The organism is Vibrio sp. 2096 (assembly GCF_033339595.1).
Taxonomy (GTDB): Bacteria; Pseudomonadota; Gammaproteobacteria; order Enterobacterales; family Vibrionaceae; genus Vibrio; species Vibrio alginolyticus.
Genome location: NZ_JAWOUX010000004.1, coordinates 136,005 through 162,963, shown reverse-complemented (window position 1 = coordinate 162,963; position 26,959 = coordinate 136,005). Strand labels below are relative to the sequence as shown.

At 45.4% G+C, this 26,959-nt stretch carries 27 protein-coding genes; 13 read left to right on the top strand and 14 right to left on the bottom strand.

Translation table 11 applies throughout. The annotated features are described in order from the left end of the window. Positions 1-62: 62 nt before the first annotated feature. The 6 genes from mutM to R7Q41_RS09470 form a co-directional block, all read right to left on the bottom strand. Positions 63-872 carry a bifunctional DNA-formamidopyrimidine glycosylase/DNA-(apurinic or apyrimidinic site) lyase gene (mutM, locus tag R7Q41_RS09495; protein WP_182033361.1) on the bottom strand — a complete coding sequence of 270 codons (810 nt, stop codon included), beginning with the start codon at positions 870-872 and terminating at the stop codon, positions 63-65. Between the two features lie 102 nt (positions 873-974). Beyond that, positions 975-1,451: a hypothetical protein gene (locus tag R7Q41_RS09490; protein WP_258645189.1), complete on the bottom strand. Its 477-nt coding sequence runs from the start codon at positions 1,449-1,451 to the stop codon at positions 975-977. Positions 1,452-1,726: 275 nt separating this feature from the next. Next, positions 1,727-1,897 (bottom strand): 50S ribosomal protein L33, encoded by a 171-nt coding sequence (gene rpmG, locus R7Q41_RS09485; RefSeq protein WP_004410866.1) that lies wholly within the window; start codon positions 1,895-1,897, stop codon positions 1,727-1,729. A gap of 13 nt (positions 1,898-1,910) precedes the next feature. Next, positions 1,911-2,147, bottom strand: a complete 237-nt coding sequence (gene rpmB, locus R7Q41_RS09480; protein WP_005384783.1) for a 50S ribosomal protein L28 — start codon at positions 2,145-2,147, stop codon at positions 1,911-1,913. Positions 2,148-2,449: 302 nt separating this feature from the next. Then, positions 2,450-3,124, bottom strand: a complete 675-nt coding sequence (radC, locus tag R7Q41_RS09475) for a RadC family protein (RefSeq protein ID WP_025768320.1) — start codon at positions 3,122-3,124, stop codon at positions 2,450-2,452. Between the two features lie 114 nt (positions 3,125-3,238). After that, positions 3,239-4,912 (bottom strand): methyl-accepting chemotaxis protein, encoded by a 1,674-nt coding sequence (locus tag R7Q41_RS09470; RefSeq protein WP_017820706.1) that lies wholly within the window; start codon positions 4,910-4,912, stop codon positions 3,239-3,241. 193 nt (positions 4,913-5,105) lie between these two features. On the opposite strand from R7Q41_RS09470, the gene coaBC reads away from it, so the two are divergent. From coaBC to R7Q41_RS09455, 3 genes are all read left to right on the top strand, one after another. Continuing rightward, entirely contained in the window at positions 5,106-6,305 is a 1,200-nt protein-coding gene (gene coaBC / locus R7Q41_RS09465) for a bifunctional phosphopantothenoylcysteine decarboxylase/phosphopantothenate--cysteine ligase CoaBC (RefSeq protein ID WP_017820705.1), read from the top strand. 170 nt (positions 6,306-6,475) lie between these two features. Then, the gene (slmA, locus tag R7Q41_RS09460) at positions 6,476-7,066 is read left to right on the top strand and encodes a nucleoid occlusion factor SlmA (RefSeq protein WP_005379386.1); all 591 of its coding nucleotides are present in this window, start codon (positions 6,476-6,478) and stop codon (positions 7,064-7,066) included. A gap of 6 nt (positions 7,067-7,072) precedes the next feature. Further along, complete coding sequence (locus R7Q41_RS09455; protein WP_017634992.1) at positions 7,073-8,023, top strand: Kdo(2)-lipid IV(A) acyltransferase; 951 nt, start codon at positions 7,073-7,075, stop codon at positions 8,021-8,023. Between the two features lie 84 nt (positions 8,024-8,107). Here R7Q41_RS09455 and pyrE read toward each other — a convergent pair whose 3' ends face one another. Together pyrE and rph are read right to left on the bottom strand one after the other, a co-directional pair. Then, on the bottom strand, positions 8,108-8,749 hold the full coding sequence (gene pyrE, locus R7Q41_RS09450) for an orotate phosphoribosyltransferase (RefSeq protein ID WP_017634993.1): 642 nt from the start codon (positions 8,747-8,749) through the stop codon (positions 8,108-8,110). Between the two features lie 104 nt (positions 8,750-8,853). Then, positions 8,854-9,570, bottom strand: coding sequence for a ribonuclease PH (rph, locus tag R7Q41_RS09445; RefSeq protein ID WP_017634994.1), 717 nt, complete (start codon positions 9,568-9,570; stop codon positions 8,854-8,856). Between the two features lie 184 nt (positions 9,571-9,754). Between rph and R7Q41_RS09440 the strand changes: the two genes are divergently transcribed. After that, positions 9,755-10,621, top strand: a complete 867-nt coding sequence (locus R7Q41_RS09440) for a YicC/YloC family endoribonuclease (RefSeq protein ID WP_005395766.1) — start codon at positions 9,755-9,757, stop codon at positions 10,619-10,621. Positions 10,622-10,676: 55 nt separating this feature from the next. Here R7Q41_RS09440 and R7Q41_RS09435 read toward each other — a convergent pair whose 3' ends face one another. The 6 genes from R7Q41_RS09435 to R7Q41_RS09410 form a co-directional block, all read right to left on the bottom strand. Further along, entirely contained in the window at positions 10,677-11,102 is a 426-nt protein-coding gene (locus R7Q41_RS09435) for a phosphate-starvation-inducible protein PsiE (protein ID WP_025768316.1), read from the bottom strand. Positions 11,103-11,270: 168 nt separating this feature from the next. Then, positions 11,271-12,110, bottom strand: a complete 840-nt coding sequence (locus R7Q41_RS09430) for an ABC transporter ATP-binding protein (RefSeq protein ID WP_005379372.1) — start codon at positions 12,108-12,110, stop codon at positions 11,271-11,273. 35 nt (positions 12,111-12,145) lie between these two features. Continuing rightward, entirely contained in the window at positions 12,146-13,003 is an 858-nt protein-coding gene (locus R7Q41_RS09425) for an ABC transporter ATP-binding protein (protein ID WP_132936683.1), read from the bottom strand. A 9-nt stretch (positions 13,004-13,012) separates the two neighbouring features. After that, positions 13,013-14,839, bottom strand: a complete 1,827-nt coding sequence (locus R7Q41_RS09420; RefSeq protein WP_017634997.1) for an extracellular solute-binding protein — start codon at positions 14,837-14,839, stop codon at positions 13,013-13,015. Between the two features lie 37 nt (positions 14,840-14,876). Further along, positions 14,877-15,920: an ABC transporter permease gene (locus R7Q41_RS09415; RefSeq protein WP_005379369.1), complete on the bottom strand. Its 1,044-nt coding sequence runs from the start codon at positions 15,918-15,920 to the stop codon at positions 14,877-14,879. 1 nt (position 15,921) lies between these two features. Continuing rightward, the gene (locus R7Q41_RS09410; protein ID WP_005384771.1) at positions 15,922-16,947 is read right to left on the bottom strand and encodes an ABC transporter permease subunit; all 1,026 of its coding nucleotides are present in this window, start codon (positions 16,945-16,947) and stop codon (positions 15,922-15,924) included. Between the two features lie 820 nt (positions 16,948-17,767). On the opposite strand from R7Q41_RS09410, the gene R7Q41_RS09405 reads away from it, so the two are divergent. From R7Q41_RS09405 to rpoZ, 9 genes are all read left to right on the top strand, one after another. Continuing rightward, positions 17,768-20,368 carry a TonB-dependent receptor plug domain-containing protein gene (locus tag R7Q41_RS09405; protein WP_017634998.1) on the top strand — a complete coding sequence of 867 codons (2,601 nt, stop codon included), beginning with the start codon at positions 17,768-17,770 and terminating at the stop codon, positions 20,366-20,368. 65 nt (positions 20,369-20,433) lie between these two features. Next, complete coding sequence (locus tag R7Q41_RS09400) at positions 20,434-21,198, top strand: DUF3450 domain-containing protein (protein ID WP_005379365.1); 765 nt, start codon at positions 20,434-20,436, stop codon at positions 21,196-21,198. A gap of 3 nt (positions 21,199-21,201) precedes the next feature. Then, complete coding sequence (locus R7Q41_RS09395; protein WP_017634999.1) at positions 21,202-22,563, top strand: MotA/TolQ/ExbB proton channel family protein; 1,362 nt, start codon at positions 21,202-21,204, stop codon at positions 22,561-22,563. 9 nt (positions 22,564-22,572) lie between these two features. Next, positions 22,573-23,100 carry a MotA/TolQ/ExbB proton channel family protein gene (locus R7Q41_RS09390; RefSeq protein WP_047103760.1) on the top strand — a complete coding sequence of 176 codons (528 nt, stop codon included), beginning with the start codon at positions 22,573-22,575 and terminating at the stop codon, positions 23,098-23,100. Between the two features lie 25 nt (positions 23,101-23,125). Continuing rightward, entirely contained in the window at positions 23,126-23,533 is a 408-nt protein-coding gene (locus R7Q41_RS09385; RefSeq protein ID WP_005379359.1) for an ExbD/TolR family protein, read from the top strand. A 4-nt stretch (positions 23,534-23,537) separates the two neighbouring features. After that, complete coding sequence (locus tag R7Q41_RS09380; protein WP_005379353.1) at positions 23,538-24,170, top strand: energy transducer TonB; 633 nt, start codon at positions 23,538-23,540, stop codon at positions 24,168-24,170. A 9-nt stretch (positions 24,171-24,179) separates the two neighbouring features. Then, positions 24,180-25,403, top strand: a complete 1,224-nt coding sequence (locus R7Q41_RS09375) for a tetratricopeptide repeat protein (RefSeq protein ID WP_005379348.1) — start codon at positions 24,180-24,182, stop codon at positions 25,401-25,403. A gap of 448 nt (positions 25,404-25,851) precedes the next feature. After that, on the top strand, positions 25,852-26,475 hold the full coding sequence (gene gmk, locus R7Q41_RS09370; protein ID WP_005379347.1) for a guanylate kinase: 624 nt from the start codon (positions 25,852-25,854) through the stop codon (positions 26,473-26,475). Between the two features lie 181 nt (positions 26,476-26,656). Continuing rightward, positions 26,657-26,929 carry a DNA-directed RNA polymerase subunit omega gene (rpoZ, locus tag R7Q41_RS09365; protein WP_005379346.1) on the top strand — a complete coding sequence of 91 codons (273 nt, stop codon included), beginning with the start codon at positions 26,657-26,659 and terminating at the stop codon, positions 26,927-26,929. Positions 26,930-26,959: the final 30 nt, after the last annotated feature.

The following is a 26,959-nucleotide window of genomic DNA, read 5'->3' as shown; positions in this document are numbered from 1 at the left end:
TGATTGAATTATTGAGGCTCTAGCGCAAGATTACAACAACTTAAGCTCGATATTAGCTCGTCTTACTTCTGACACTCACTACAAAAGAAGGTATTACGCTGCCCTATTTTTAGCTCTTGAAGTCGTTCGCCGCATGCTGGGCATGGCTCTCCGGCTTTTCCGTAAACTAATAACTCTTGTGCGAAGTAACCCGGCTTTCCATCGGCTTGCGCAAAGTCTTTCAGCGTAGTCCCACCTTGCGTAATGGCAATCTCAAGTGTCATTTTGATATTTTCAACAAGTAACCCCCACTCTTGAGAAGTCAGCTTACCTGCGGGCCTTGAAGGGTGAATTCGAGATTTAAACAACGACTCATTCGCGTAGATGTTCCCGACACCAACTACGACTTTGTTGTCCATGATGAACTGCTTGACGGCGACACGCTTATTTTTAGCTTTCTCCGCTACATATTCCGCATTGAACTCTTCAGTTAAAGGCTCAGGCCCCATGTTTGCTAGTACAGCATGTGACTCGCCAGGAGCACACCACAGCCATGCCCCAAAACGACGCGGATCGTTATAACGCAGTATTTTTCCACTGCTTAGTTTGAGATCCACATGATCGTGCTTTGCTGGCGGAAAGTCGGCATCTAGAACACGTAAAGATCCCGACATGCCCAAGTGAACAATGGCTGTACCCGTGTTTGTCTCGATCAGTAAGTATTTCGCACGACGGCTAATCGCACGGATCACCTGCCCTTCCAATTTTTTAAGCTCTATAGGAATATCCCAGCGCAATTTAGGCGTTCGAAAAGTAAACGACTGGATCGTTTGTCCAACCATGTGGGGGCTAATCCCCATACGACTGACTTCTACTTCTGGCAACTCAGGCATTAGATTCTCCAATTCACCGGCTAATAGTTCTCGCTGCTAGCATAATCGAAAAGAAAAACGATAAATAGAGAAGCTTATTAGGGGTATAGACGCAAAAAGGCTCTACTCTGGCATAAGGTAGTTTTCATCGACGGAGATAGCGACCCATTTGTCTTGCCAGGTTTTAAATAGCCAGAAATCAGGTAAACGAAAGAAAGTCACCCGCTGCGGCTCTTCGAGATCCTGATACCAGACTTCTACCGTTTCAGGTACCGTCAGGTTAGGTTTTAAATGATCGAACTGTTCCGAGGTAAGCTCGGTCCCTTCCAATGATTGCCAGCGTGATACAAGTTCACTGATCGGTGCATCGACTTTGATGTTGGATTGCCACCGTCCATCATGCAGTTCGAATTCCCAGCCACTATAGTACAAAGACTCCACTGTATAGTCGGAGCGAAGTACATTTGGGTAGGGGTCTGCTTGGTCTGTTAATAGGTAAGTTTTGATCCACATCGGCGCATTTAAGATCACTATAAACGCGATAATGCCCAGAATAAGAATATTGTTCCATCGGCGGCGACGAGCCGGACTCACACGCATAACCATCTCTACTCTCTTATAGTTATGAGTAAACTACCAAAGAGTATTGAGCTTGACTAGAACAACGGTGTGCAAGTGTGTAGGGAAGTGGTAACTAAGCGGCAGAGAGCGATCAATCAAAAAATTCGAGTATAGAGTCGGACCAGTAAAATAACTTCAGCAGTACTTTATAATCCGATGACGTACTGAACCTTTTCTTCAGCACTTTTATTCAGGTAATAAAAAACCCAACTCGAAAGTTGGGTTTTTCAATTCATCAAAGAGACTGAAACCAATTATTTGATTTTTGCTTCTTTGTACATAACGTGCTGGCGAACTACTGGATCAAACTTTTTGATCTCAAATTTGCCTGGCATGTTACGCTTGTTCTTATCAGTTGTGTAGAAGTGGCCTGTACCTGCAGAAGATACTAGACGGATTTTCTCACGAACGCCTTTCTTTGCCATTGCTTATTTCCTCTTAAACGTTTTCGCCACGTGCACGCATGTCTGCAAGAACAGTATCAATACCTTTCTTGTCGATGATGCGCATACCTTTAGCAGATAGACGTAGTTTAACAAAACGTTTTTCGCTCTCTACCCAGAAACGATGAGTTTGTAGGTTCGGCAGAAAACGACGCTTAGTAGCATTTCGTGCGTGTGAACGGTTGTTACCCGTTACTGGACGCTTACCAGTTACTTGGCATACTCGTGACATGAATGTCTTCTCCAAAATCGTTTCAGCTCGATATCAACCTTGGTGGCCGAACCTCTCTATCTCTCGAAAAGAAGTTAGAGGTTAAGAACCGCTATGGAAAATCCATACAAGGCTATCAAAGGTCGCGCATTATACTAACTTGATATGCATTGCTCAAGACCCGAACAGATCCTTTTTACAGGTTTTCGTGATCTTTTTTTAGACAGCAGATTTTTTTAGCAGTCCAAGCTGAATTCAGTTAAAAATTTAGTGGCGTGGATGATAGCAGATTTTTAGCAACTAACAACCTAAAAAACGCACAGTTATATCCAGCCTCTTTCAGCAAAAGAGACACTTTCCCCATCTCCGATGACGAAATGGTCCAAAATACGAATATCCACCAATGCTAATGCGTCGGTGAGACGCCTTGTAATCCTTCTGTCAGCTTGGCTCGGCTCAGCAACCCCTGAAGGATGATTGTGCGCCAAAATCAAAGCCGCCGCGTTATGATGCAGAGCACGCTTGACGACTTCTCTCGGATACACCGACGCTGCATCCAACGTTCCTTCAAATAAAATTTCATCTTTTATCACTCGGTGCTGGTTATCGAGAAAAAGAATATAAAAAGCCTCTCTTTGCCGATCCCTTAAAATAGAAGACAGATATAACTTAGTTTGGTCGGGGCTGGTTAAGGCATCACCACGCTTTAGCGTCTCCGCCAAGTAACGTTGTGTCATTTCTAGTACCGCTTGCAACTGAACATACTTGGCTTGCCCTAATCCTTTGTGACGACAAAACTCTTCTTCTGATGCTGAAAATAGTTGTCTGAGCGAACCAAAGTCTTGAATAAGGAAGTCTGCAAGCTCAATCACGTTCATTCCGCGGGTGCCTGTGCGCAAGAAGATGGCCAGCAGTTCGGCATCGGTCAAAGCTTGCGGCCCTCGTTGCAGTAGCTTCTCTCTGGGCATGGACTCATTTGGCAAAGCTTTCAGTATCATCTGATGTCTCTTTATATGGAAAGTGTCCCTATTCCACAAAACAAAAAGCGAAAGTCGAGTATGACTTTCGCTTTCTTCGTACCATCAGTGCTTTCCATGCAACTTAACAGTTCATCAGAGTTTAAAGTTGCCAACCAAGCCGTGAATTTCCGTTCCAGACTGTGATAGCTGCGTGCTGATTGACTCGGCATGCTGCAACGTCTCATTAATGTTGTTCACGATCTGTTGAATAGCCACTAAGTTTTGGTTGATGTCTTCTGCAACCGCACTTTGTTCTTCTGCGGCAGACGCGGTTTGAATACCCATATCTCGAATTGTTCCGATAGAATGATGAACACCAGAAAGAGATTGCTGAATGAGCGCAGATTCTTCCGCCGTTTTGACACCTCGTTTTTGGCTCACCGACATCGTACTGACCGCTCTTGATACACCATTTTGTAGCTGCTTGAGCATGTCGCCAATTTCATGAGTACTATTTTGCGTACGACTGGCTAACGAGCGCACTTCATCCGCAACGACGGCAAACCCTCGACCTTGCTCACCGGCTCTAGCCGCTTCAATCGCCGCATTTAGGGCCAACAAATTCGTTTGCTCGGCTATCTCGCCAATCACATCCAGCACTTTGGTTATTTTTTCGGTCTGTAAACTCAACTCAGAAATTGCATCTGACGTGCTGTCTATCTCCGTCACGAGTTCGGTAATGCCTTCTATTGCTTGCTCGACCTCATGCTGAGCGGCGGTGACTTGACTGTTGGCATCGTCAATTGCCTGCGCGGTCGCATTGGTATTGCTGGCTACTTCTTTGGCAGTCATGCTCATTTGCGTCACTGCCGTCACGACTTTGTCCGTCTCTAAACAGTGATCCTGCATTTGACCGCTCGCTTGGCTGGTCTGAGTGTTCAGGCTTTGAGAAACGGTCTGTACTGTCGTCGCAGAGCGATGAATGTCCTGCATCAGTGGGTGCAGCTTATCCATAAACTCATTAAACGCGGCCGCCACTTCACCGACTTCATCCTGACTTTCGACTTTTAAACGAGCCGTTAAGTCACCGCCGCCTGCGGCAACATCTTTTAATGAAGCCGCGACATGTTGTAATGGCTGAATGCCTTTAGACACCACGATACTGGTGAGAACACTGGTAATGATCAATCCAATAACGGAAATCAACACGGCAGATAACGTATGCTCTTTTAGCTCTTGAGTCTTTAACTCTCTGTGCATCGCAACTTGCTGGTCGATGTCATCAATATAAACGCCAGTACCTAAAACCCAGTCCCATTTCGATAGATATTCTGCATAGCCCAACTTAGGCGCTTGTGCGTCAATGGTCGGTTTGTGCCACGAGAAATAGAGGAACCCATCCCCTTTTTGAGAAGCGTCAATCAAGCCCGCAATAACTGCGACCCCATTTTCATCTTTTAAGTCGTAAAGGTTTTTACCCTCTAATGCAGGTTTGATGGCGTGCAACGTATTCACACCTTGAGAGTCGTAGGCAAAAAAGTAACCATCGCTTTCAAAGCGCATGGCTTTCAGAATTTCTTTTGCTGCCTCTTTATTACTTCCATTTACATCCGCGTCGTATAACGGTTTTATCGCCGTAACGCCCATCATCATGTAGGCTTGTAACTCTTTCTTTTTCGTTTCGATGAGCTCTTGCCTGTCTCTTGCTAGCTCCGCTTCCAAACTTTTACTGCTGTTGATGTAATACACCACTGAGATCAACGTAGTGATCAACAACAGCGGAATTAGGGTTATCAGCAGCAATTTGTTTCGACTTTTCAACACCATGGTTTCCACTACCTCTTTTTCTTTTCAGACTTGCAAACTCCGCGCAACTTGTCTGTGAGGTAGGCGAGAATTTTCCCTTCCTCGGTCAGATTAATACTCTGGAGTTTGATGTGAATTATCTTCTCGTTATATATGCTCGGGCGGTCAGACTTTGAATTGTGTTAAAATCCGGTCATCAAATTGGAGATCTTACATGCAAACACTAGCAGGAAAGAAAATTCTACTCGGCATCAGTGGCGGTATTGCCGCGTATAAATGTGCGGAGCTAACCCGTCGCCTCATAGAGAGAGGAGCGCAAGTTCAAGTTGTAATGACGAAAGCCGCAAAAGAGTTCATTACCCCTTTAACCATGCAAGCCGTTTCGGGCCGTCCTGTCTCGGACAGTTTACTAGACCCAGCAGCGGAAGCCTCTATGGGCCATATTGAATTGGCCAAATGGGCAGATTTAGTGCTATTAGCGCCAGCGACCGCGGACTTAATCGCGCGCATGTCCGCAGGCATGGGGAACGATTTACTTACCACGCTCGTGCTCGCGACGGATTCCCCTGTTGCTGTTTCTCCTGCGATGAATCAACAGATGTATCGCAATATCGCAACCCAAGAGAACATCGCTACGTTAGCGCGTCGTGGTATGCACATCTGGGGCCCTGCGGCAGGAGAGCAAGCCTGTGGTGATGTAGGACCAGGTCGAATGCTGGAACCAATGCAGCTAGTACATCTATGTGAACAGTTCTTTCAACCAAAATTGCTAGAAGGTAAGTCGATACTCATTACCGCCGGACCAACTCGCGAAGCGATTGATCCAGTGCGTTACATTACAAACCATAGCTCCGGGAAAATGGGCTATGCATTGGCGAGCGCCGCAGCGCAGATGGGAGCAAAAGTCACCCTCGTGAGCGGTCCTGTCAGTTTAAATACGCCCGTAGGTGTTGAGCGCATAAATGTTTCCAGTGCACAAGAGATGCACGAAGCCGTTATGACACATGCAAACCAGCATGATGCCTTTATTAGCTGCGCTGCCGTTGCCGACTACCGCCCACAAACGATCGCGTCTCAAAAGTTGAAAAAGACAGAAGACAACGACGAAATGGTCATTAATATGGTTAAAAATCCTGATATTGTTGCATCTGTGGCAGCAATGACGGAGAAGCGTCCGTTTACCGTCGGTTTTGCGGCTGAAACCAATGATGTAGAGACCTATGCTCGAGGCAAGTTAACAAAGAAAAACCTCGATATGATCTGTGCAAACGACGTTTCGGTTGCAGGGCAAGGATTTAACAGCAACGACAACGCAATTACCCTTTACTGGCCTGAAGGTGAACTTGCGCTCGCTTTAGAATCAAAAGAAGCATTGAGCTTTAAAATTCTCGAAAAAATGCATCAATTGATGTAACTAACGTTTGAAAACCCTGCCAATTTTTTACAAAAGCTGGCATAAATTTGGTACAAAAATGACAACTAAGGGTGTTAAATCTCCCATTCCACCCTTAGTGGTCTAGTTTGAGGCGAAATAGCGTCTTATAATCCCCTCCGCTCAACTTTTATTTTGAAAGGAAGTAACTAATGGCCGGCAGTAAAAAATCCAACCGTCGTGAAGAGATCTTACAAGCATTGGCAGAAATGCTTGAATCAACAGATGGCGCTTCACGCATTACTACGGCAAAACTGGCCAAGCAAGTCGGCGTTTCAGAAGCCGCGCTGTATCGTCATTTCCCAAGTAAAGCGCGCATGTTCGAAGGGTTGATTGAGTTCATTGAAGAAGCCTTGATGACACGTATCAACCGTATTCTAGACGACGAAAAAGATACACTAGAGCGTATTCGTATGGTGATGCACCTTATTTTGGCGTTCTCTGAACGTAACCCAGGTCTGACACGCATTTTGTCGGGTCATGCTCTAATGTTTGAAAATGAACGTCTACGTGAACGCATCAATCAACTCTTTGAGCGTATAGAAACACAATTGCGCCAAATCCTGCGTGAACGTAAGATTCGTGAAGGGAAGTCTTTCCCTGTCGAAGAGCGCATCCTAGCCGCGCAAATTCTGGGACAAGTTGAGGGGAGCCTAAACCGCTTTGTGCGTAGCGACTTTAAATACCAGCCGACTGCAAACTTTGACGAGTACTGGGCGCTTTTGAGTGCACAAATAAAGTAAAAGACTATGAGTAAAGACAAATACACGCAGCCCGAGTTTTCTCTTTCACTTCTTCACCCTCGTAACTGGGGCGTATGGCTTGGTTTTGGTCTGTTGGCCATCCTCGTCAATATTCTTCCTTATCGGCTGCTGCTTTCATTAGGTCGTTCACTCGGTAAACTTGGCATGCGCTACGGTAAAAAGCGTGTCCACGTTGCTCAGCGTAACTTAGAATTGGCCTTTCCAGACAAAACACCTGAAGAGATTCAACATATTGTTGAAGAGAACTTCAAAAATACTGGTATGGCACTGATAGAAACCGGAATCACTTGGTTCTGGCCGACTTGGCGCTTTAAAAACCTGATCGTCGAGAAAGATCTCGGCGCACTGCGTGAAAAAGCCAAAGAAGGTAAAGGCGTCCTACTTTGTTGTGTCCATGCTCTAAATCTAGAGATCACTGCGCGTGCTTTCGCCGTGTTAGGCGTGGCCGGGTACGGCGCGTTTCGTCCACATAATAATCCTGCTTATAACTTTATCCAGTATTGGGGACGGACACATAACGGCAATAAACTGATTGATCGTAAAGATGTAAAAAAGATGATTCGTGTTTTACGCAGCGGTGAGCGTCTGTTCTATTTACCGGATCACGATTACGGTCGCAAAAAATCAGTATTTGTGCCCTTCTTTGCCGTAGACAATGCGTGTACGACAACAGGCACGAGCATTCTGGCGTATACCTCAAAATGTGCGATCATCCCAGGCTCAGGGTTTCGCAATGACGAAGGGAAATACGACATCATCGCCGATAAGTGCATTGAAGCCGATTATCCACAAAAAGACGAAGTCGCCGCTGCCGCTTATATGAACAAGTATGTGGAAGAAGTCATTCTACGCGCTCCAGAGCAATGGATGTGGCTCCATAAACGCTATAAAACCATGCAAGATGAGCATGTCGAGAAAGGCATTCGCTATAAGTAAGTGGTCAAGGCGATGAATCCAAAAACAAAAAAGGGCAGATGAATATCCATCTGCCCTTTTTACTTTTTCAGAAAAAGTAACCAATTAAATGCCGTATTCTGCGCGGTATGCTTTGACTGCTTCTAGATGCTCTTTGTCTGTGCCTTTCTCTTCAAGGAAAGTCACAAGGTCAGTCAGGCTAACGATCGAGATGATTGCACAACCAAAGTCACGCTCCACTTCTTGGATCGCAGACAATTCACCTTTGCCTTTTTCTTGGCGGTCAATCGCAACCAACACACCAGCAAGGTCTGCACCATTCGCCTTGATGATTTCCATCGATTCACGAATCGCAGTACCTGCTGTGATTACGTCATCCACTAGCATGATTCGACCTTCAAGCGCAGAGCCTACAAGGTTACCGCCTTCGCCGTGATCTTTCGCTTCTTTACGGTTGAAGCAGTAAGGCGTGTCGATATCGTGGTGATCCGCCAGCGCGACTGCTGTTGTCGTCGCGATTGGGATACCTTTGTACGCCGGGCCAAACAGTACATCAAACTCAATGCCAGAATCAGCGAGCGCGGCTGCGTAAAAACGACCAAGACGCGCTAGGTCACGACCAGTATTGAAAAGACCAGCGTTAAAGAAGTACGGGCTTTTACGGCCAGATTTCAAAGTAAACTCACCAAACTTAAGAACTTCTTTCTCAAGTGCAAACTCAATAAATTCACGCTGGTATGCTTTCATTATTTTCTCTCTATGTCCTTGGTTTCTTGTGTCTCTTCTCGACAATCATTCATTTCTCTATTGTCGAGATAAAAAAATAGCCCCCATAATGGGAGCTATCTAAATCAATTGGCTAACGCCGCCTTCTGCGCTGCGACAATTTCCGTAATGCCGACTTTCGCCGACTCTAGCAGAGCCATCAGCTGCTCGTGACTGAACGGTTCACCTTCTGCGGTGCCCTGAATTTCAATCATCTTGCCTTCTTCTGTCATTACCACGTTCATGTCTGTGTCTGCCGCTGAATCTTCAACGTATTCAAGGTCACACAGAACATCATCACCTAGCAAACCAACTGAAACTGCCGCTACGTGGCCTTTCATTGGGTTTGCTTTTAGCTTGCCGCTATCTACTAGGTGTTGGAATGCATCGGCCATTGCAACACTTGCGCCGCTGATGGATGCAGTACGCGTACCACCGTCAGCTTGGATAACGTCACAGTCAACGGTGATCATGAACTCACCCATGGCTTTTAGGTCGACAACAGCGCGTAGGCTTCGCGCGATAAGACGCTGAATTTCCATCGTACGGCCGCCTTGTTTGCCACTTGCCGCTTCACGACGAGTACGCGAATGTGTTGCTCGAGGTAGCATGCCGTATTCAGCTGTAACCCAGCCTTTACCTTGACCTTTTAGCCAACGTGGCACAGATTCTTCGACGGTCGCATTACACAACACTTTGGTGTTACCGAACTCAACTAGCACTGACCCTTCAGCGTAAGCTGTGTAGTTACGAGTAATTTTGATAGGGCGAACTTGATCCGCCTTGCGATCGTTTGGACGCATGGGCATCTACCTTAAATATGAGGAGAAGACGATTTGGTTGGGCGAAGATTATAACGGAATCGATTCCGGATTCATAGGTTACGCCGCTGGCACAACATAAACAATCCATACATCCCGCGCACCTATCGACGCAGCGTGATACACTCTTGAAGTAATTTTCAAAAAATGAAGACAGGAAAATTCGATGATTTACAGTATGACAGCGTATGCACGCAAAGAAGTAAAAGGCGATTGGGGTTCTGCGGTATGGGAAATCCGCAGCGTGAACCAGCGTTATTTAGAAACATACTTCCGCATGCCAGAACAATTTCGCGGGTTAGAGCCCGTTTTACGTGAGCGCTTTCGTAAGCGCTTAGCGCGAGGCAAAGTAGAATGTAATCTGCGTTTTGAAGCAAACCCTGCCGCAAAAGGTGAGCTTAGCATCAATGAAGCGCTTGCTAGCCAGGTAATTAAAGCCGCTGAACAAGTCATGCACATGACTGGTGAACTGAGCCGAATCAATCCATTTCAAGTCATGCAATGGCCGGGGGTAATGGAAACGCCAGAGCAAGACATGGATGCAGTAAATAAAGTGCTACTAGAAGCGTTTGATGGCGCAATGGATGAATTTATTGAAGCGCGCGCTCGTGAAGGCGAGAACATGAAAGCGCTGATTGAACAGCGTTTAGACGCCATCTCTGCAGAAGTCGTAAAAGTGCGTGCCCGCATGCCAGAAATTTTAGAATGGCAACGTGAGCGACTATTCTCGAAGTTCGAAGACGCTAAAGTGGAACTGGATCCATCTCGTATCGAGCAAGAGTTGATTTTGCTAGCGCAAAAATCGGATGTTGCTGAAGAGCTCGATCGCTTGGACTCTCACGTAAAAGAAACCACAAACATTCTGAAAAAAGGTGGCGCAGTCGGTCGTCGTCTGGACTTCATGATGCAAGAGTTCAACCGTGAATCAAACACGCTAGCGTCGAAATCCATCAGCACCGACATCACCGCATCGGGCGTTGAACTGAAAGTTCTAATTGAACAGATGCGTGAGCAGATCCAAAACATTGAATGATCTAAAAGTCATCGAGTATTGAAACAAAAAAGCCCCGCTAATACGGGGCTTTCTTTTATTCGTCTTTTTCCAAGGTACTGTTATCAACGTAGGGCCAATAATGGTGTCCAATTCTGATCAGCAAAGTAGCCGCAGCCAAAATAAACGCAGCCAGAGATAACCACACAACCAAAACCGCATCCAGTTCTTTCATTCCGAGTGTGATGTAGCGGGCGATCGCCATCATCGCGATGTAGATAGGATAGCGTACCGGAATTTTACCGTTCATCACGAACTGCTGCACCATGGCGAGCACTTCCAGATAGATAAACATCAAAAGAATATCCGTGAGTAAGACACGCTTCTCTACAAATACGTGCACAAACTCTTGCATCATGGCGTACAACGTCGCCAAGGTAATAGAGACTAATAACACCGCCTCCAAAATATGGAAGATTTTCAGGAAAGGTCGACTAAAGGATTTCGGTAAATTCGACGGCATGGTCCATTATCCAAACAAAGAAAATAGGCCTTGAGTTTAGCATGCAACGATCTTCAATCAATCAGAATAAACATCAGTGCGAATCGACTCCAAGTCCTGGCATTTGCTTATAAAAACGCTCCGCTTATTTGGCGGAGCGCTTTTGTGTTATAGGACCTGTGGCATCACTTACGCCACTTGCTGCTTTTTTTCAGCTACGCGCTTTTTCTTCCGATATTTAGGGTGAGTGATCGGAATCGCAGATAGGAGTTTTTTGGTGTATTCGTTTTGCGGGTTTGCATAAATTTCTTTAGCGCTGCCTGCTTCTACCACTTTACCAAAATACATCACGGCAACTTTGTCAGAGACATGTTTCACCACAGAGAGATCGTGAGAGATAAATATGATCGCCAAGTTCATTTCTTGTTGCAGTTGTAGCAATAGGTTCAAGATTTGCGCCTGTACCGACACATCTAACGCAGATACCGATTCATCACAAATCAGCAGTTTAGGCTTCAATGCAATCGCGCGAGCGATACCGATACGCTGCCGTTGTCCGCCTGAAAATTCATGTGGATAACGGTTTACTGCCGTTTCTGGTAATCCCACTTTGATTAAAAGCTCTTTTACCCATTGTTTACGCTCTGTTGGCGTGCCAATTTTATGAATAACAAACGGTTCTTCCAGAATCATACCGATGGTATGACGCTGATTGAGTGACTCCATTGGGTCTTGAAAGACGATTTGCATGTCTTTACGCAGCGAGCGCATCTCTTTCACAGACAATTTTGTGATGTCTTTACCTTCAAAGAAAATCTTACCTTCCGTTGGCTCGTATAACTTTAAGATCGTGCGACCAAGGGTGCTTTTACCACAACCTGACTCACCAACTAGCCCCAGTGTTTCACCTTCAGAAACAGACAGTGAAACTCCGTCTACCGCTTTGATGGTGTAGCCTTTCTTGAACAGCCCTTTACCAGAAACAAAGTGCTGCTTAAGATTTTCAATTCTTAATACTTCTTTTGCCATAACATCCTCTTTTATGACTGGTTCACTTTGCTCAGTTAACTGGCAAACATACTGGCATCAATAGGCTTGATATCGATCATCTGCTTTGGCTCATTATCTAAGCTCGGCATCAGCCCCATCAAACGCTCTGTATATGGGTGCTGTGGGTTATCAAACAACTCAAAAATTTCTGCTTTTTCGACAATACGCCCGCCATACATCACGGCAACATCATCACACACTTCTGCCACAACCCCGAGATCGTGAGTGATGAATATCATCGCCATGCCCGTTTCTTCCTGAAGATCGTTCATCAGTTCAAGGATAGACGCCTGAACCGTAACATCCAACGCTGTAGTCGGTTCATCACAAATCAGAATATCCGGCTTACAGGCCAATGCCATCGCGATCATGACACGCTGGCGCATACCACCAGATAGGTTATGGGGATACTCATTCAATCGCTTCTCTGGCATTGGAATTTTTACTTTTGCCAGCATTTCAATCGAGTACGCCTCCCGCTCCTTTTTGTCGAGCTCAGGTCGATGGAGCTCAAGCACTTCACATATTTGACGACCAATGGTGTGCACTGGGTTGAGCGCCGTCATCGGGTCTTGGAAGATGATCGAAATGCGATCGCCACGCATGGCGTACATCTCTTCCGCAGGCAAATCAACTAGGTTGGTGCCGCGATAATTCACTTCACCTTTGATAATGTTGCCATATGGCTTAGGTAATAGCCCCATGATCGACATTGAGGTTACGCTCTTACCACTACCTGACTCTCCTACCAGACCGAGTGTACGTCCAGCTCTCACATCAAAGTTCACACCATGCAGAACCTTCACTGGCCCATCATCGGTGGTAAATTCAACTTCGAGATCTTTAACACTTAGGATTACATCGTTTTCCATAACCAATCCTTACAGCTTATAAGTGTCATCTACGACAACAACAGGTTCAAAAGCTTTGCCTGACTTCATCGCTTGTTTCGTTTCTTTTTTGATATCACTATCAATCCAGTAAGTGCCATCGCCTATGATTGCACCACTGAACAGCGCCTCTGTCATGCGATTCATTGGCTTATCTGGAAACTTTAACCAGCGCCAGTGACCATAGCGGACATAAGGAACCATGTAGCCTGGGACGATAACGTGAGCATCAATGATGTCACGCTGAATCTCATGACCTAGCTGGATCTTTTTATCCATATCCATGCCAAAACGATACTCGATGATCTTTTCATCCAGTTCAGGCGTGCTGTAGTTTGTGAAAGAGTTAGTTTGCGGCTTGTTCGCATTGACTGAATGGAAGTACTCCCAATACGTTGGGATCTCAGACGTACCCATATCTAAGAAAGCCAAATCGTGCTTTTTCTCACGTACGTATTTGAACATGGATGAGCCATCAACTAACTTGAGCTCAATATCCAGCCCTGCTAGCTTGGCTTGCTCACGCAAAAATGCAATACGAGGAGTATGAACAGGTGTTCCGTAGGTCAGCTCGAAGCTTAAGCGCTCACCTTTATCATTAACACGAATACCATCAGAACCAATTTTGTTAAAGCCTGCGGCTTCGAATGCCTCGGCCGCTTTTGCGGGATCAAACTTCGGTGCCTTAGCATCTGGTAGGGTGTATTTACCATGGCCATAACCGGTCGGGTTTGGTTTACGGGAGTAGTCGCCACGCATGACATTCTCTATCATGCCATCAAAGTCAATCGCGTAAGTAATGCCCTTGCGAATGTTTAAATCATCCAGCAAAGGCATCGCGGTGTTCATCCATACACCACCAGCCCCAACTGGGAATTGGTTGTAACCCCAGAACTTTTGAATGTATCCCTTTTGGTAAGGTTCCGTATTCGATTTATCATGCCATAAGCTTGGTAAAACAAGACCAAATGCGTCCAGCTTCCCTTTCTCAAAGTGCTTCATCGCGATATCACTGTCGCGAATCACTGTGATGCGGATTTTGTCGACATTATAACGATGTTGATAATACTTATTGCTGTAACCCCACCAGTCTTCACCGACATGTTTGAAGGTCACACTTTTACCTTTTTTAATGTCATCTAGGTAGTATGCACTGGTCGTTGGTTCACTTTTAAAATTGTAGTAGCGGACAAAGTTGTCATGTATACCGTCACCATTTTCATCTTTTGAAGGGTTAGCATAAAAATGTGCGGGACGTGGGCGCAGGGCCCCCATTCGTAACAGCAACTCTTCCGGATTAAACTCTTTCGCCGCCTTAACAGCAAACGTGTGAGTGTCGTACTTGATAACATCCGCAATCGTTTTGTTGTAGTAATCGTTGTACCAAGGCTCCAAGATGTCTTTGGAACGATAAAACTTCAGCATGAACACGAAATCGTCGGCAGTCACAGGTTTGCCGTCCGACCATTTGGCTTCAGGGTTGAGTTTGAAATAGACCGTTTTGTTGTCACCTGCTAACGCCCACTCGTTAGCAAGCTCAGGTATGAACTCTAAAGTATCTGGGTGGCGGACCACCAAGCCTGGTGTTTCATCTAAGATAAAAGAACGTAGCCCTGCATTAGCGTCTGGACCAACACTACGTAACGTCTGTGGGAAACTTGACATAAAGGTGCGATAAGTCCCTCCACGTTTCGCTTCTGGCGAACCATATTGAGGCTCATCCCAGTTTGTTTGCCAGTTTAAGTCAGTCGGAAGCGTTGCTGACATTGCACCAAAACTCAGGGCGCTCAGCGTGGACGCTAAAAATAATTTCTTCATAAAACTTCCCTTTTTATGTTTTGCTCACAATGCTCGCTTAAACATAGCGTGTGAATTTTTTCGGGTCGAAAGCCGCTCGAATGGCTTCACCAATAAAGGTCACCATTACCAGAACCAGAACAATAGAAGTCACTACTGACGCAACAATCCATGGCGAATCTAAGTTTGACTTACCTTGTTGCAGTAGTTCACCCCAACTTGGCGTTGGTGGCATCAAGCCTAATCCTAGGTAATCGAGAGCAGTCAGTGCTGTGATGTTAGCTGCAATAGTGAAAGGCGCTAGGGTTACAATCATCACCATCGTATTTGGCAAGATGTGATTAAACAAGATACGTCCGGTCGATGCCCCTAAAGCACGAGCCGCCATTACATATTCTCGTGCCGCTTCTTTATAGGTCATGGTCCGCATGTACCATGTCATCCCCATCCAAGTGAAAAGCACGTTAATAGCGACAAAGAGAGCGAACGTCGGCTGAACGATTGAGACAAGAATCATAATGACGTACAAAAACGGGACCATTGACCAGATTTCGATAAGTCGCTGTACAAACAAGTCAAATTTACCGCCCCAAAAACCCATAGCACAACCGACTGCAGTACCGATCGCGTAGGAAATGGCCATCGTAAGCAACGCAAATCCCATCGCCGTTCTGAATCCGTAGACGAGTCGCGCCAAAATATCGCGACCTATCACATCTGTACCTAAATAATGCTTATTTTCGGCACTAGGCGCTGTTGGCGGGAAATCACCACTAAAATCTTGTTCGTATGGGTTCCACGGCACAAGCGGCAAAATAACAAAGTTGTCGCCCCCTTCAGCCTCAAACGCTTTTTGCAGTACACGATAATCGGCTTCACTGGATGACTCTTGGCCGAATTCGCTACCTAAACGTACGTCACTGACAACAGGAAAATAGTAGCTACCATCGTACTTGACGACTAGCGCTTTACTGTTGATCAAAAGTTCGGCGAATAGAGAAAGGATCAACATGATAGAAAGAGCAACAAACGACCAATAGCCTCGTTTGATCTCTTTAAAGTGACGAATTTTCTTTTGAGTTAATGGACTAACTTTAATCATGTTACGCTCCAAACTTCACACGTGGGTCGACTAAAGCAACACAAATATCTGAAATGATGTTACCAATGAGCAGTAACAACGCATTAATGGCGACAATACCCATAACAACAGGGTAATCACGCTCCATGATTGATTCGTAACCCAATAAGCCAATGCCATCAATATTGAAGATAACTTCAATCAGGAAGGCACCGGTCATGAAGAACAACAAAGAGTTACCAAAGTGACTCGCGATCGGAATTAAGCTGTTACGCAACGCGTGCTTACGAACTGCTTTTTTGAAAGGTAATCCTTTCGCAATTGCGGTGCGGATGTAATCTGAGGAAAGGTTTTCCATCAGGTTATTTTTCATTGTCATCGTCAGCGTGGCAAAATCACCAATGAGGTAACAGATCAAAGGCAACACCGCATGCCACATAATGTCTTTAGCGCGTTCAAAGAAGGTTTCGTAATCGTCGAAGTCATCGCCGACAAAGCCTCCCATCGGAAACCATTCCAAGTGATAACTAAATAACGTGATCAGCAATACACCCACCACATAACCTGGTAGCGCGTAGCCTACGAAAATGAGTACTGAAGAGGCGGAATCAAACACAGAACCGTGCTTGAGCGCCTTATAGTAACCAAGAGGAATCGAGATAAAATAACTAATAAAGAAGGTCATGCCGCCATAAAACAACGACACTGGCAAACGCTCTGCGATCATATCCGAGACAGGCTCGTAGTAACGCGTCGACTCGCCAAGATCTAGCATTACCAAACGACTTAACCACTCGACGTACGCTTCCGTTACAGGTTTATCCAGGCCATAAAACGCATTCAGCTCCGCGATTTGATCGTCAGAAAGGGCCGTATTACCACCCGCAGACGTCATTGATGCGGCGCCGTCCCCCTGAGACTGCATTTGTGACAACATGCGTTCAACAGGTCCGCCAGGCACGAAACGAGTGATAGCAAAGATGAGAATAGTTATCCCGAGAAACGTTGGGATAACCAACGCCAAACGGCGTAAAAAGTACGACAGCATATACAACTTGCTCCTTGTCTACTGTCCAGTTCAAACGGAGTGAAAGAGGATATTTTCCGCCCAAAATGGTGCATATTTATCTCGTAGTAACTAAAACTGTTGAAGCACACTCCCTGCGCCTCAAGAGCTAGACTTTTCTACTACTGCAATAATTTCAGCGTCATATTTATCTTGAATCCACATCAGCTTCAAGTGTTTGAAACCAAAACATGACAAACTTCCTTCGATGTCGAAAAACAGAAATGTTTTTGTAAAAAATTATAAAAAACCACAAAAATAATTCATACAGAATATCAATCTAGGCTGTTTAGAGCCAAAACCCTACATAAAAATGCACCCTACACACATAAATAGACACATAATCCAAGGTTATATTTGACCTAAAAATACGAGTGAGCCCTTTAACCGCAATGGGTATCATATTTTGATACCACCTAATAAGTTCGAGCTAACAAAGTATGGATTCGATATAAAACTCATCTCAGAACAATTCACTGGAAAAATATCTTTTTCCAGATTCAATTACCCACTAAAAAACCATAGGCAAGATAAGTCATTAAAGTTTATAAGAAACACAAAATACGGTGTTTTATTGAAATTTAATCTCGATTCATAAACCTTATTCGGTTTTTTATTCCGCCTTTTAAATAAATCCTGGTTATTTACATCTTTTTTACATTTAAGCATCCCCGTTTACCACTGGTTTGACTTCCTTTTTTCATCTCGGTTATACATTGGCCGAACGTTAACGAAATATTAACGTCACATTTGGCCGCTATGCGGCCAGACATAGGAAATAATAATAATCGGAGCAACAAGGATGTATAAAAACACAACCGCTTTATCTGTTGCGATAAGCCTTGCTTTGGGGACAGCAGCAGTTGCAGCCCCAGCAACAGCACTGGCAGAAGAGCAGCAAGTTGAAAAACTTCAAAAGATGAAAGTTACTGGTTCGCGTATCTCCACGACGGATATGGAAGGTCCTTCACCAGTTACTGTTATTAATAGTAAAGACATTGAGTCTAAAGGCTTTAACAGCGCGCAAGACGTATTGAACAGTTTGACCCAAAACACAGGTGGTGTAATGGCTCAAACAGACTCTTTCTCGTTTACACCAGCAGCGCAGTCAGTCAACTTACGTGGCCTTGGCGCGTCACGCACATTGATTCTTATTGATGGCCGTCGTCTTCCTCAATACCCGCTAGCACAAGATGGTACATCTAACTTCCAAGATATCGGCCAAATCCCTGTCGCCGCTATTGAGCGTGTTGAAGTAATGACCGACTCAGGTTCTGCTATCTACGGCTCCGACGCAATCGGTGGTGTCGTAAACTTCATTTTAAAGAAAGACTTTGATGGCGTTTCTGTAAAAGTACGCGCGGGTGACGCGACGGATGGTGGTTACCAAAATGGTCGTTTAGACGTTGTAGCTGGCAAAAACTTTGACGACAAACGTATTCTCTTCGTTGGCCAATTTGCGGGCAACGAAATGCTAAAGCAATCTGACCGAGATGATTGGGCTGGCGATGACGGTTCTAGCCGTTCTCAGCTAAGTGGCTACTCTAGCTACGGTGCAAACTTTGAAGGCGCCAACGGAACACTTCTAACACCAGCTGATGCTGGTTCTTCATGTAAAGAAGTCGTTGGTGATGCCGCGATTGAACGAGCGGATGGAAAGTGTGGTGTTAACCGCTCTGCATACCGAACATTAAAACCAGAAAACAAACAAGTAGACCTACTTTTACGTGGTGAAATGGACATTAACGACAATGTCACTGCCATGGCAGAAGCCCGTTTTGGCTACAAGTCTACAGAATCTGAATTCGAACCTAACCCTTACAGCGTTGAAGTTGATGCCACTCACTTCCGCGGCGAAGGCGAATACACTCGCCGTATGGTCGAATTTGGACCACGCGAAAGTAACACTGAAGCCGATTCTTTTGGCTTAACCTTAGGCTTGAACGGCCTGCTTGCTGATACGTATGATTGGGACCTATCCGCTGGTTACTCTGAGCAAAGCGTTGAAACAAGCAACCCAGCAATCTTTCTAACTCTCGACCAAGCTGTACAAAATGGTGATGTCGATCTTCTAGGGCCTATCTCACAAGACGTTGTAGACAAATACAGCGGCACTTCAAGCAAAGAAGCTTACTCAAAGCTTTACTCTGTTAACGGCTCACTGGCTGGTGATTTGGTTGAACTTCCTGCAGGTATGTCTGGCTTTGCTGTTTATGGTGAATGGAACCGTACTGACTACAATGAGACGATTGATGCTACAACAGCAGCTGGTGGTTTCTCTGGTCTAGGTGGAACATCAGGCGGCGGTGACCGCGATCAGATTGGTCTTGGTGTTGAAGCTCTTATTCCTATCATTGAAGATTTAGAAATGACTGTCGCTGGTCGTTACGACCACTACTTCGACGACTCGGCAACTGGCGGCGCATTCACTCCTAAAGTAGCCCTAGCATACCGTCCTACTGACACCCTATTGCTACGTGGTAGCTACGGTCTAGGCTTCCGAGCTCCAGACTTGAAGCGACTATTTGGTGATCAAACTCGAGGCTTTGGTTCTGGTTTTGACCCTGTGCTTTGTGCCAACGCTGGTGGTAGCGGCCCACAAGATAAAGACAAGTACCCAGAGTGTGATACTCAGTACTTCGATACGCTTAATGGCCCTAACTCAGAGCTGAAAGAAGAAACAAGTACAAACATTAACTTGGGCCTAGCGTGGGAGCCTGTGGATGATCTTGGTGTAACCGTTGACTGGTACCACATCAAGATGGAAGACGTCGTAACTGCACCAACTTACCAAGATGTAATTAACGATCCAGGTAAATACCCAGGTACTGAAGTCGTTCGTAACCCAGATGGCACCATCAAGTCGGTATCCTATGGTCCAGTGAACCAGTCGTATGAAGAGCGTTCTGGTATTGACCTAGCGATCAAATACGCATACGACACTAATGAGTTCGGTTCATTTAACACGCGTGTTGCTGTAACGAAGATCTTGATTGCTGAATATCAAGAAAACGACAGCGAGCCTGTAACGGATGAAAGAGATTTCATGCCTGAATACACCGCAACGTTAAATCTTGGCTGGGCATATGAAGATGTCGCTATCAACCTATTTGGTAAATACCGCGACCGTATGTGTTCAAGCTACGCAAACCGTTACTACTTTGATGACTGTGATTCTGCTAAAAAAGCGGGTTACAAAGCAGAAATCGCTAGTATGACAACGTGGAACCTAACGGCTTCTTACCAATTCAACGAGAGTGGTCGTGTAACTCTTGGTGCTATCAACATGTTTGACAAAGTACCGCCTGCAGATCCTCTAAGCGATACCTCTCCATTCTATGCAACTGGGTATGACGATCCAATCGGACGTCAGCTATACGTCGAGGCATCATACGACTTCTAAAAAATATTTGGCGCGGGTTTTCCGCGCCCTTTTCGACTGACTAAAACACTGACAAGGATGCAACCATGAAATTCAAGGAATTTGGTCTCAGTGCCATAGCTGCAGCATTGCTTACTATCAGTAGTAGCTCTATAGCGGCCAACTCTGGTGCTGTCGTTTCCACACAAGCAAAAGCAAATCAATCTTCAGAAGCTTCGCAACAAAAAATCGACAATTATGCCGAAAGTACTGAAGGCATGTTGGCAGAATACAAAGGCTTACTACGTCAAATCGACAGCATGAAAGTCTACAACGAGCAAATTAATCGTATGGTTCAATCACAGCAAGGTGAATTGGACTCATTAAATAACCAAATTGCTCAGATCGATCAAACGGCAACAGAAGTAGTGCCACTAACACTTAAAATGATCGATGCACTCGATGAGTTTGTGACTCTCGATCTGCCTTTCCAGAAAAAAGAACGTAATAAACGTGTCCAAGAACTGCGTCGTCTCATGGATCGCGCCGACGTAACGACTTCTGAGAAATTCCGTAAAGTGATGGAAGCCTACCAAATTGAAGAAGGCTTCTCTCGCTCAATTGAATCTTACAAAGCTAGCCTAGATAGAAATGGGGAAACCGTGACTTACGATTTCCTACGTATTGGTCGCACGGCGCTTTTATTCCAATCTCCAGACGGTGGTGAGACAGGTATGTGGAACCAACAAACACGTCAATGGGAAACATTACCGGAAAGCTACCGCATAGCGGTACAGCAAGGCCTTCGAATCGCGAAGAAGCAAGCGCCACCAGCGCTAATCAAATTGCCTGTATATGCTGGGGAGGAATAAGAGATGAAAGGATTCAAAACTCTAGCCGCTGGTCTACTAGCGAGCTTATTTATGGCTTCAGGCGTACAAGCAGAAACGCCTAAAAACCTATCTGAACTACTCAAAAACGTAAAATCAGAAAGCATCGTTGAGTCAAAAGAGAACAAAGCCCGTGAAGCTGAGTTCAAGAACAACCGAGATAAGCAAGCAGCATTATTGCAACAGGCTCGTGAAGAGCTAGCTTCACAGCAAGCACTGGGCGATCAACTTAAAGCGACATTTGATGAAAACGATAAGCAGCTGACTGAACTAACAGAAACCTTACGTGTTCGCTCTGGTACTTTGGGCGAAATGTTTGGTGTGGTCCGCCAATATGCGGGCGAGTTTAAAGGCTTATTTGCAGCCTCTCAAAACGCAGTTCAGTTCCCAGAGCGTGACGCGCTACTAACGAAACTGGCTGAAAGTAAAGAACTGCCATCAACACAAGAGCTAGAAGCATTCTGGCATACCATTCTTCAACAAGTGGTTGCCTCAGGCGAGACAGCAACAACCCAAGCAACGGTTGTTTATGGCGAAGGTAAAGAAGCGGTTCGCGATGTTACTCTTGTCGGTGAATTTAACGCGATTGCCGATGGTAAGTACGTTACTTATGTACCTCAAACAGGTAAGTTCGAAGAACTCTCTCGACAGCCTCGCACCAATATTACACGTCATGTTGCGGGCTTTGAGTCAGCGTCAAACAGCTATGAGCCACTGTTTATTGACCCATCCCGTGGTGTAATTCTGTCTCTACTTGTACAAAGCCCTACCGTTCAAGAACGTATTGATCAAGGTGGCATTGTAGGTTACGTCATCCTTGGTATGGGTGCAGTTGGCGCTATCATTGCTCTAGTTTGCTTCCTACGCCTTCAAGTGATTGGCGGTAAAATGCGTAAGCAAGCGAAATCAGAAACCGTGATTCCTGGTAACCCTCTGGGTGAAGTTATCCAGGCTTACCAAGAGCACAAAGGTGACAACCTTGAAGATCTTGAAGCGAAACTGGACGAAATCATCCTACGTAACGCACCGAGCATTGAACGCTTTATCAGCTCAATCAAACTGTTCGCTTCTGTAGCACCACTTCTAGGTCTACTGGGTACGGTTATGGGTATGATCGGTACGTTCCAAGCAATCACACTATTTGGTACAGGTGATCCTAAGCTAATGGCTGGCGGTATCTCTGAAGCTCTTGTTACTACGATGCTTGGTCTGGTTGTCGCAATTCCTCTACTGTTCCTTTACACCATCGTACACAGTAAAGGTCGTCGTTTGGTTCAAACTCTTGAAGAACAGAGTGCAGGCTTCATCGCTCGCTATCAGGAAAAACTACATAAAGCCGAAAGCTAAGGAGGCGTTATGTGGTGGTTAGTTGGAGAACTTGAATCAATTAGGCGCTTCTTGGGAATGGGTGGCGATGTACTCGTCGCCATCTTCATCCTCAGCTTTATGCTGTGGGCAGTATTGTTAGAACGTTGGTTCTATTTTGCTGCCGTCGCTCCAAAAGCCATGAAAAAAGCCGTTGGCTCATGGCAGGAGCGCTCAGAGCACCAGAGCTGGAACGCTAAGATGATCCGACAAGAAATTGTTTCTCGTCAGGACATTGAGAATAAAAAGGGCCTGCCAATCGTGAAAGTATTGATTGCGCTTTGTCCCTTACTGGGTTTGCTCGGCACCGTTGTTGGCATGATCCAAGTATTCGACATCTTAGCGGTAACAGGAACAGGAAGCCCTCGAGCAATGGCCTCGGGGATCTCAAAGGCAACAATCCCAACTTTAGCCGGGATGGTGGCTTCTCTATCAGGACTGTTCTTTAGTTCACGTCTTGATCATTTAGCCAAAGTCACAACGCAAAAGCTGGAAGATAAGCTAAAGCATATTGCCTGAGTAAATGGAATTAGAGGTATAGGTCATGAAAAGACGCTATAGCAGTGATAGCAGTGATGAAACCGCTATCGATATGACACCGATGCTCGACATCGTATTCATCATGTTGATCTTCTTTATCGTAACAACATCGTTCGTAAAAGAAGCTGGTCTAGAAGTAAACCGCCCGACAGCAAGCTCTGCGCAAACCGTGAAAAAAGGTAACATCATGGTCGCAGTTGGTGCGGCGGGTGATGTTTGGGTTGATAAACGCCGCATCGAAGTGGACGCGGTTCGCGCGAATATTGAACGTCTTCGTGCAGAAAGCCCTGATGGCGCAGTTGTTATCCAAGCCGACACTGAAGCAAATGCTGGCGTAGTCGTGAAGGTTATGGACCAGATCAAAATGGCAGGTGTAGAAAGCATCTCCATTGCCGCAACCAATAAGGATTAAGCTTATGCGGTATCTGGCCTCAATTGCACTGGCGCTCATTGTCTCCCTCGGGTTGTTCTGGGGGATGGACAAGCTAGTAAACAAAGAGCGCCACGAGTTAGTGTCGAATGATGACCTGCGTATGGTCGAGTTTATTCGCATTAAACCAGACGAAAAAATACAGGAGAAAAAACGCGAACTTCCAAAACCACCACCGCCTAAGCGTCCGCCGCCACCGCCAGAAATGAAAGTGACAGCGACAGTAAAACCGGTGATGGAGCAGACCCCAATGGATATGCCAAAGCTTGACCTACCCGTAAATGTTACAGGTGGTTCGGTGCTTGGACATTATAGCCAGGGTGGAGGTGCGCAACTCGCGGGTAGCGGAGGTCCAACACCTCTAGCGACATTCCAACCTCAAATGCCTAGGAAGGCTGCGAAAGCAGGAATAGAAAAAGGGGTTGTCTTATTAGAGTTTACTGTAAACGCACGTGGTGCCGTAGAGGACATCAAAGTTCTTAAAGAGCAACCACGACGCTTAGGCCTCGGTCGAGCGGCAAGAAAAACAGTCTCTAAATGGACATTTAAACCAAAATTGGTTGACGGGAAACCTGTTAGCTCGCGCCTATCGCAAGAAATAGAGTTCTCAACCAATTAAGGAGTCACGATGAAAAGTTTATGGAAAAGCAAAGTGGCTTCTTTAATTCTCTTCGCAGGAGTGGCAATGGCCGCTCCTACGATGGCAAAAGAAGCTCCTCAGTTATCAGATCGGACATTTCGAACCGTTAACAAAGTGCAAGAGTTGATCGCAACTGAAAAATATTCAGCAGCGAAAGAAAAACTAGCAAGCGCTTTAGAAAGCACAAGTTCGAAAAAATACGACCGAGCAGTTTTACTTCAGCAGACTGGCTTTTTGTATTCGCTACAAGACAATTATGTGCAAGCAGCAAAATACTTTGCCGAAGCATTACAGCTCGACGCACTTCCCGTTCCGGTTGCTCAACAAGTTCGCTACAGCTTGGCTCAGCTTTACCTAGCTGAAGAAAAGTATACGTTGTCTGTAAAAACGATGAAGGAATGGTTCAAGGTTGCAGAAACAACCAAAGAGAAGCCTCAAGCTCATGCTTATATCACGTTAGCGAGCGCTTATGTTCAGTTGGAAGATTACAAAAATGCAATCCCGCCAACCAAAAAAGCCATCGCGATGAGCAAGAGCCCAAGTGAGTCTTGGTACTTAATTCTCGTTGCATCTCACTACGAGTTAGGCCAGCTGAAAAGCGTTGCCAGTGTACTCAAAACTCTGACTTCAAAGTACCCTCAGAAAAAGCGTTACTGGATGCAACTTTCTGGTGTCTACATGGAGCTAGGTCAAGAACGCAACTCTCTAGCCACCCTAGAAATGGTTTACAAAATGGGGAAACTAGAAGGAGAGAAGGAATATTTACGCTTTGTAAACTTCTTGGCTTATCAAGGTATTCCATATAAAGCAGCCAAAACTCTTGAAAAGGAAATGGCAGCTGGAAACATTGAAAAGACGAAGGAAAACTATGACCGCCTAGCCAGTTTCTGGCAGCAAGCTAAAGAGCTAGATAAATCAATTCTCGCTTATAAAAAGTCATATAACCTCGCTCCTTCTGCTAAAACGCAAATTCAGATTGCTCGCTTAATGATACAAGACAAGCAGTATTCTGAAGCAACTCGTTTTGTAGAAAGCGCGGCATCCAGTGCCTCTAAAGAGCAAAAGGCAGAACTTGAATACATTCGCGGGATGGCCTATTTCGAGCTTAAGCAACCACAAAAGGCCTTGCAGGCGATGAAAGGCGCTGCTCAATCGCCAAAATTCAGGTCAACCGTTAGCCCTTGGATAAATTTCCTAGAGTCTCAAGGATAATTCGAAGATTAAGTGTGAGTCAGTCGCACGCCTGGGGAAGTGAAAGCTTCCCCTTTTTTCCGTTTTATCTTTATTAACCCCTATTTTTAACCAGAGTCACTCACGCAAGCCAAATCGGGACTCTAAACCTAAAATCAGCACACTAAACGGTTGTAGAAATGGTTTTAATAACAGAGTGCGCGGATGGTAAGTCCTGTACCACGCTCCTTCTTCGCTGTTTAGGAACACTCTGGCGTAAGTAACTATTTCATCAGAGACGATCACAGACAGAAAGATCAACTGGTAACAAAATAGAGATCATGATACTCTTCGCCTCCATTTTTCTGGCGGGATTATCACCAATATCCACCCCTTTGGTGGTTGATTTCTCAATGCCAGTGCTATCGTTATAAGAATGTCGAACTTTCCTTCGGCACTCAATCAATCCAATCAAAAGTGGAACAGTACAATGGGCAAAGGTACTCTCTATATCGTATCTGCACCTAGCGGCGCAGGTAAATCTAGCTTGATCTCAGCGATGTTGGAACGCAACCCAACCTACGCAATGAAAGTGTCTGTGTCTCACACCACGCGCAACATGCGACCTGGTGAAGAAAATGGTGTCCACTACCATTTTGTAGCGAAAGATGAGTTTGAAGCCCTGATCGCTAAAGGTGACTTCCTAGAATACGCAGAAGTGTTTGGTAATTATTACGGCACATCTCGTGTATGGATTGAAGAAACACTAAATAAAGGTATCGACGTTTTTCTAGATATCGACTGGCAAGGCGCACGCCAAATCCGTGAACAAATGCCAGAAGCCAAAAGCATCTTCATCCTGCCACCATCAAACGGTGAGTTAGAGCGTCGCTTGAACACTCGTGGTCAAGATAGCGATGAAGTGATCGCAAAGCGTATGGCTGAAGCCAAGTCGGAAATCTCTCATTACAACGAGTACGACTACGTGATCGTAAACGACGATTTTGATACCGCTTTGATGGATTTTAAAGCTATCTTGCGTGCTGAAAGATTGAAGGAAGAAAAGCAAGCTGCTAAATATAAAGGTATGCTTGACGCGTTGTTAGCAGAGTAACTTCAAAAAAGTCACGCTGTAAAACATAAAGAATTTCCCGTTTTTTGCCCAGTGCGAAAAACACAATAAACTACCTGAGAAAGTCCACAAACGGTGGCTTGTCTAATTGCTAGTAAATAAAGTAGTTAGGTTGTATACTTTCTCGTCATTCTAAAATTTTAGTTAACTATTTGGAGTCCTCATGGCACGCGTAACTGTTCAAGACGCTGTTGAAAAAGTTGGCAACCGTTTCGACCTAGTACTGATTGCGGCTCGCCGCGCTCGTCAAATGCAAACTGGCGGTAAAGATGCACTAGTGCCAGAAGAGAACGATAAGCCAACGGTTATCGCTCTACGCGAAATCGAAGAAGGTTTAATTACTAAAGAAGTTCTAGACGCTCGTGAACGTCAAGAACAGCAAGAGCAAGAAGCGGCAGAGCTAGCGGCAGTAAGCAGCATCGCTCACAACCGTTAATTCTGACTTTAGAATTCAACAACCTCCCGG

Bases quoted from the DNA above. Each gene is read 5' to 3' on its own strand.
- mutM (WP_182033361.1), bottom strand. From the start codon at position 872: ATGCCTGAGTTGCCAGAAGTAGAAGTCAGTCGTATGGGGATTAGCCCC.
- R7Q41_RS09490 (WP_258645189.1), bottom strand. From the start codon at position 1,451: ATGCGTGTGAGTCCGGCTCGTCGCCGCCGATGGAACAATATTCTTATT.
- rpmG (WP_004410866.1), bottom strand. From the start codon at position 1,897: ATGGCAAAGAAAGGCGTTCGTGAGAAAATCCGTCTAGTATCTTCTGCA.
- rpmB (WP_005384783.1), bottom strand. From the start codon at position 2,147: ATGTCACGAGTATGCCAAGTAACTGGTAAGCGTCCAGTAACGGGTAAC.
- radC (WP_025768320.1), bottom strand. From the start codon at position 3,124: ATGATACTGAAAGCTTTGCCAAATGAGTCCATGCCCAGAGAGAAGCTA.
- R7Q41_RS09470 (WP_017820706.1), bottom strand. From the start codon at position 4,912: ATGGTGTTGAAAAGTCGAAACAAATTGCTGCTGATAACCCTAATTCCG.
- coaBC (WP_017820705.1), top strand. From the start codon at position 5,106: ATGCAAACACTAGCAGGAAAGAAAATTCTACTCGGCATCAGTGGCGGT.
- slmA (WP_005379386.1), top strand. From the start codon at position 6,476: ATGGCCGGCAGTAAAAAATCCAACCGTCGTGAAGAGATCTTACAAGCA.
- R7Q41_RS09455 (WP_017634992.1), top strand. From the start codon at position 7,073: ATGAGTAAAGACAAATACACGCAGCCCGAGTTTTCTCTTTCACTTCTT.
- pyrE (WP_017634993.1), bottom strand. From the start codon at position 8,749: ATGAAAGCATACCAGCGTGAATTTATTGAGTTTGCACTTGAGAAAGAA.
- rph (WP_017634994.1), bottom strand. From the start codon at position 9,570: ATGCGTCCAAACGATCGCAAGGCGGATCAAGTTCGCCCTATCAAAATT.
- R7Q41_RS09440 (WP_005395766.1), top strand. From the start codon at position 9,755: ATGATTTACAGTATGACAGCGTATGCACGCAAAGAAGTAAAAGGCGAT.
- R7Q41_RS09435 (WP_025768316.1), bottom strand. From the start codon at position 11,102: ATGCCGTCGAATTTACCGAAATCCTTTAGTCGACCTTTCCTGAAAATC.
- R7Q41_RS09430 (WP_005379372.1), bottom strand. From the start codon at position 12,110: ATGGCAAAAGAAGTATTAAGAATTGAAAATCTTAAGCAGCACTTTGTT.
- R7Q41_RS09425 (WP_132936683.1), bottom strand. From the start codon at position 13,003: ATGGAAAACGATGTAATCCTAAGTGTTAAAGATCTCGAAGTTGAATTT.
- R7Q41_RS09420 (WP_017634997.1), bottom strand. From the start codon at position 14,839: ATGAAGAAATTATTTTTAGCGTCCACGCTGAGCGCCCTGAGTTTTGGT.
- R7Q41_RS09415 (WP_005379369.1), bottom strand. From the start codon at position 15,920: ATGATTAAAGTTAGTCCATTAACTCAAAAGAAAATTCGTCACTTTAAA.
- R7Q41_RS09410 (WP_005384771.1), bottom strand. From the start codon at position 16,947: ATGCTGTCGTACTTTTTACGCCGTTTGGCGTTGGTTATCCCAACGTTT.
- R7Q41_RS09405 (WP_017634998.1), top strand. From the start codon at position 17,768: ATGTATAAAAACACAACCGCTTTATCTGTTGCGATAAGCCTTGCTTTG.
- R7Q41_RS09400 (WP_005379365.1), top strand. From the start codon at position 20,434: ATGAAATTCAAGGAATTTGGTCTCAGTGCCATAGCTGCAGCATTGCTT.
- R7Q41_RS09395 (WP_017634999.1), top strand. From the start codon at position 21,202: ATGAAAGGATTCAAAACTCTAGCCGCTGGTCTACTAGCGAGCTTATTT.
- R7Q41_RS09390 (WP_047103760.1), top strand. From the start codon at position 22,573: ATGTGGTGGTTAGTTGGAGAACTTGAATCAATTAGGCGCTTCTTGGGA.
- R7Q41_RS09385 (WP_005379359.1), top strand. From the start codon at position 23,126: ATGAAAAGACGCTATAGCAGTGATAGCAGTGATGAAACCGCTATCGAT.
- R7Q41_RS09380 (WP_005379353.1), top strand. From the start codon at position 23,538: ATGCGGTATCTGGCCTCAATTGCACTGGCGCTCATTGTCTCCCTCGGG.
- R7Q41_RS09375 (WP_005379348.1), top strand. From the start codon at position 24,180: ATGAAAAGTTTATGGAAAAGCAAAGTGGCTTCTTTAATTCTCTTCGCA.
- gmk (WP_005379347.1), top strand. From the start codon at position 25,852: ATGGGCAAAGGTACTCTCTATATCGTATCTGCACCTAGCGGCGCAGGT.
- rpoZ (WP_005379346.1), top strand. From the start codon at position 26,657: ATGGCACGCGTAACTGTTCAAGACGCTGTTGAAAAAGTTGGCAACCGT.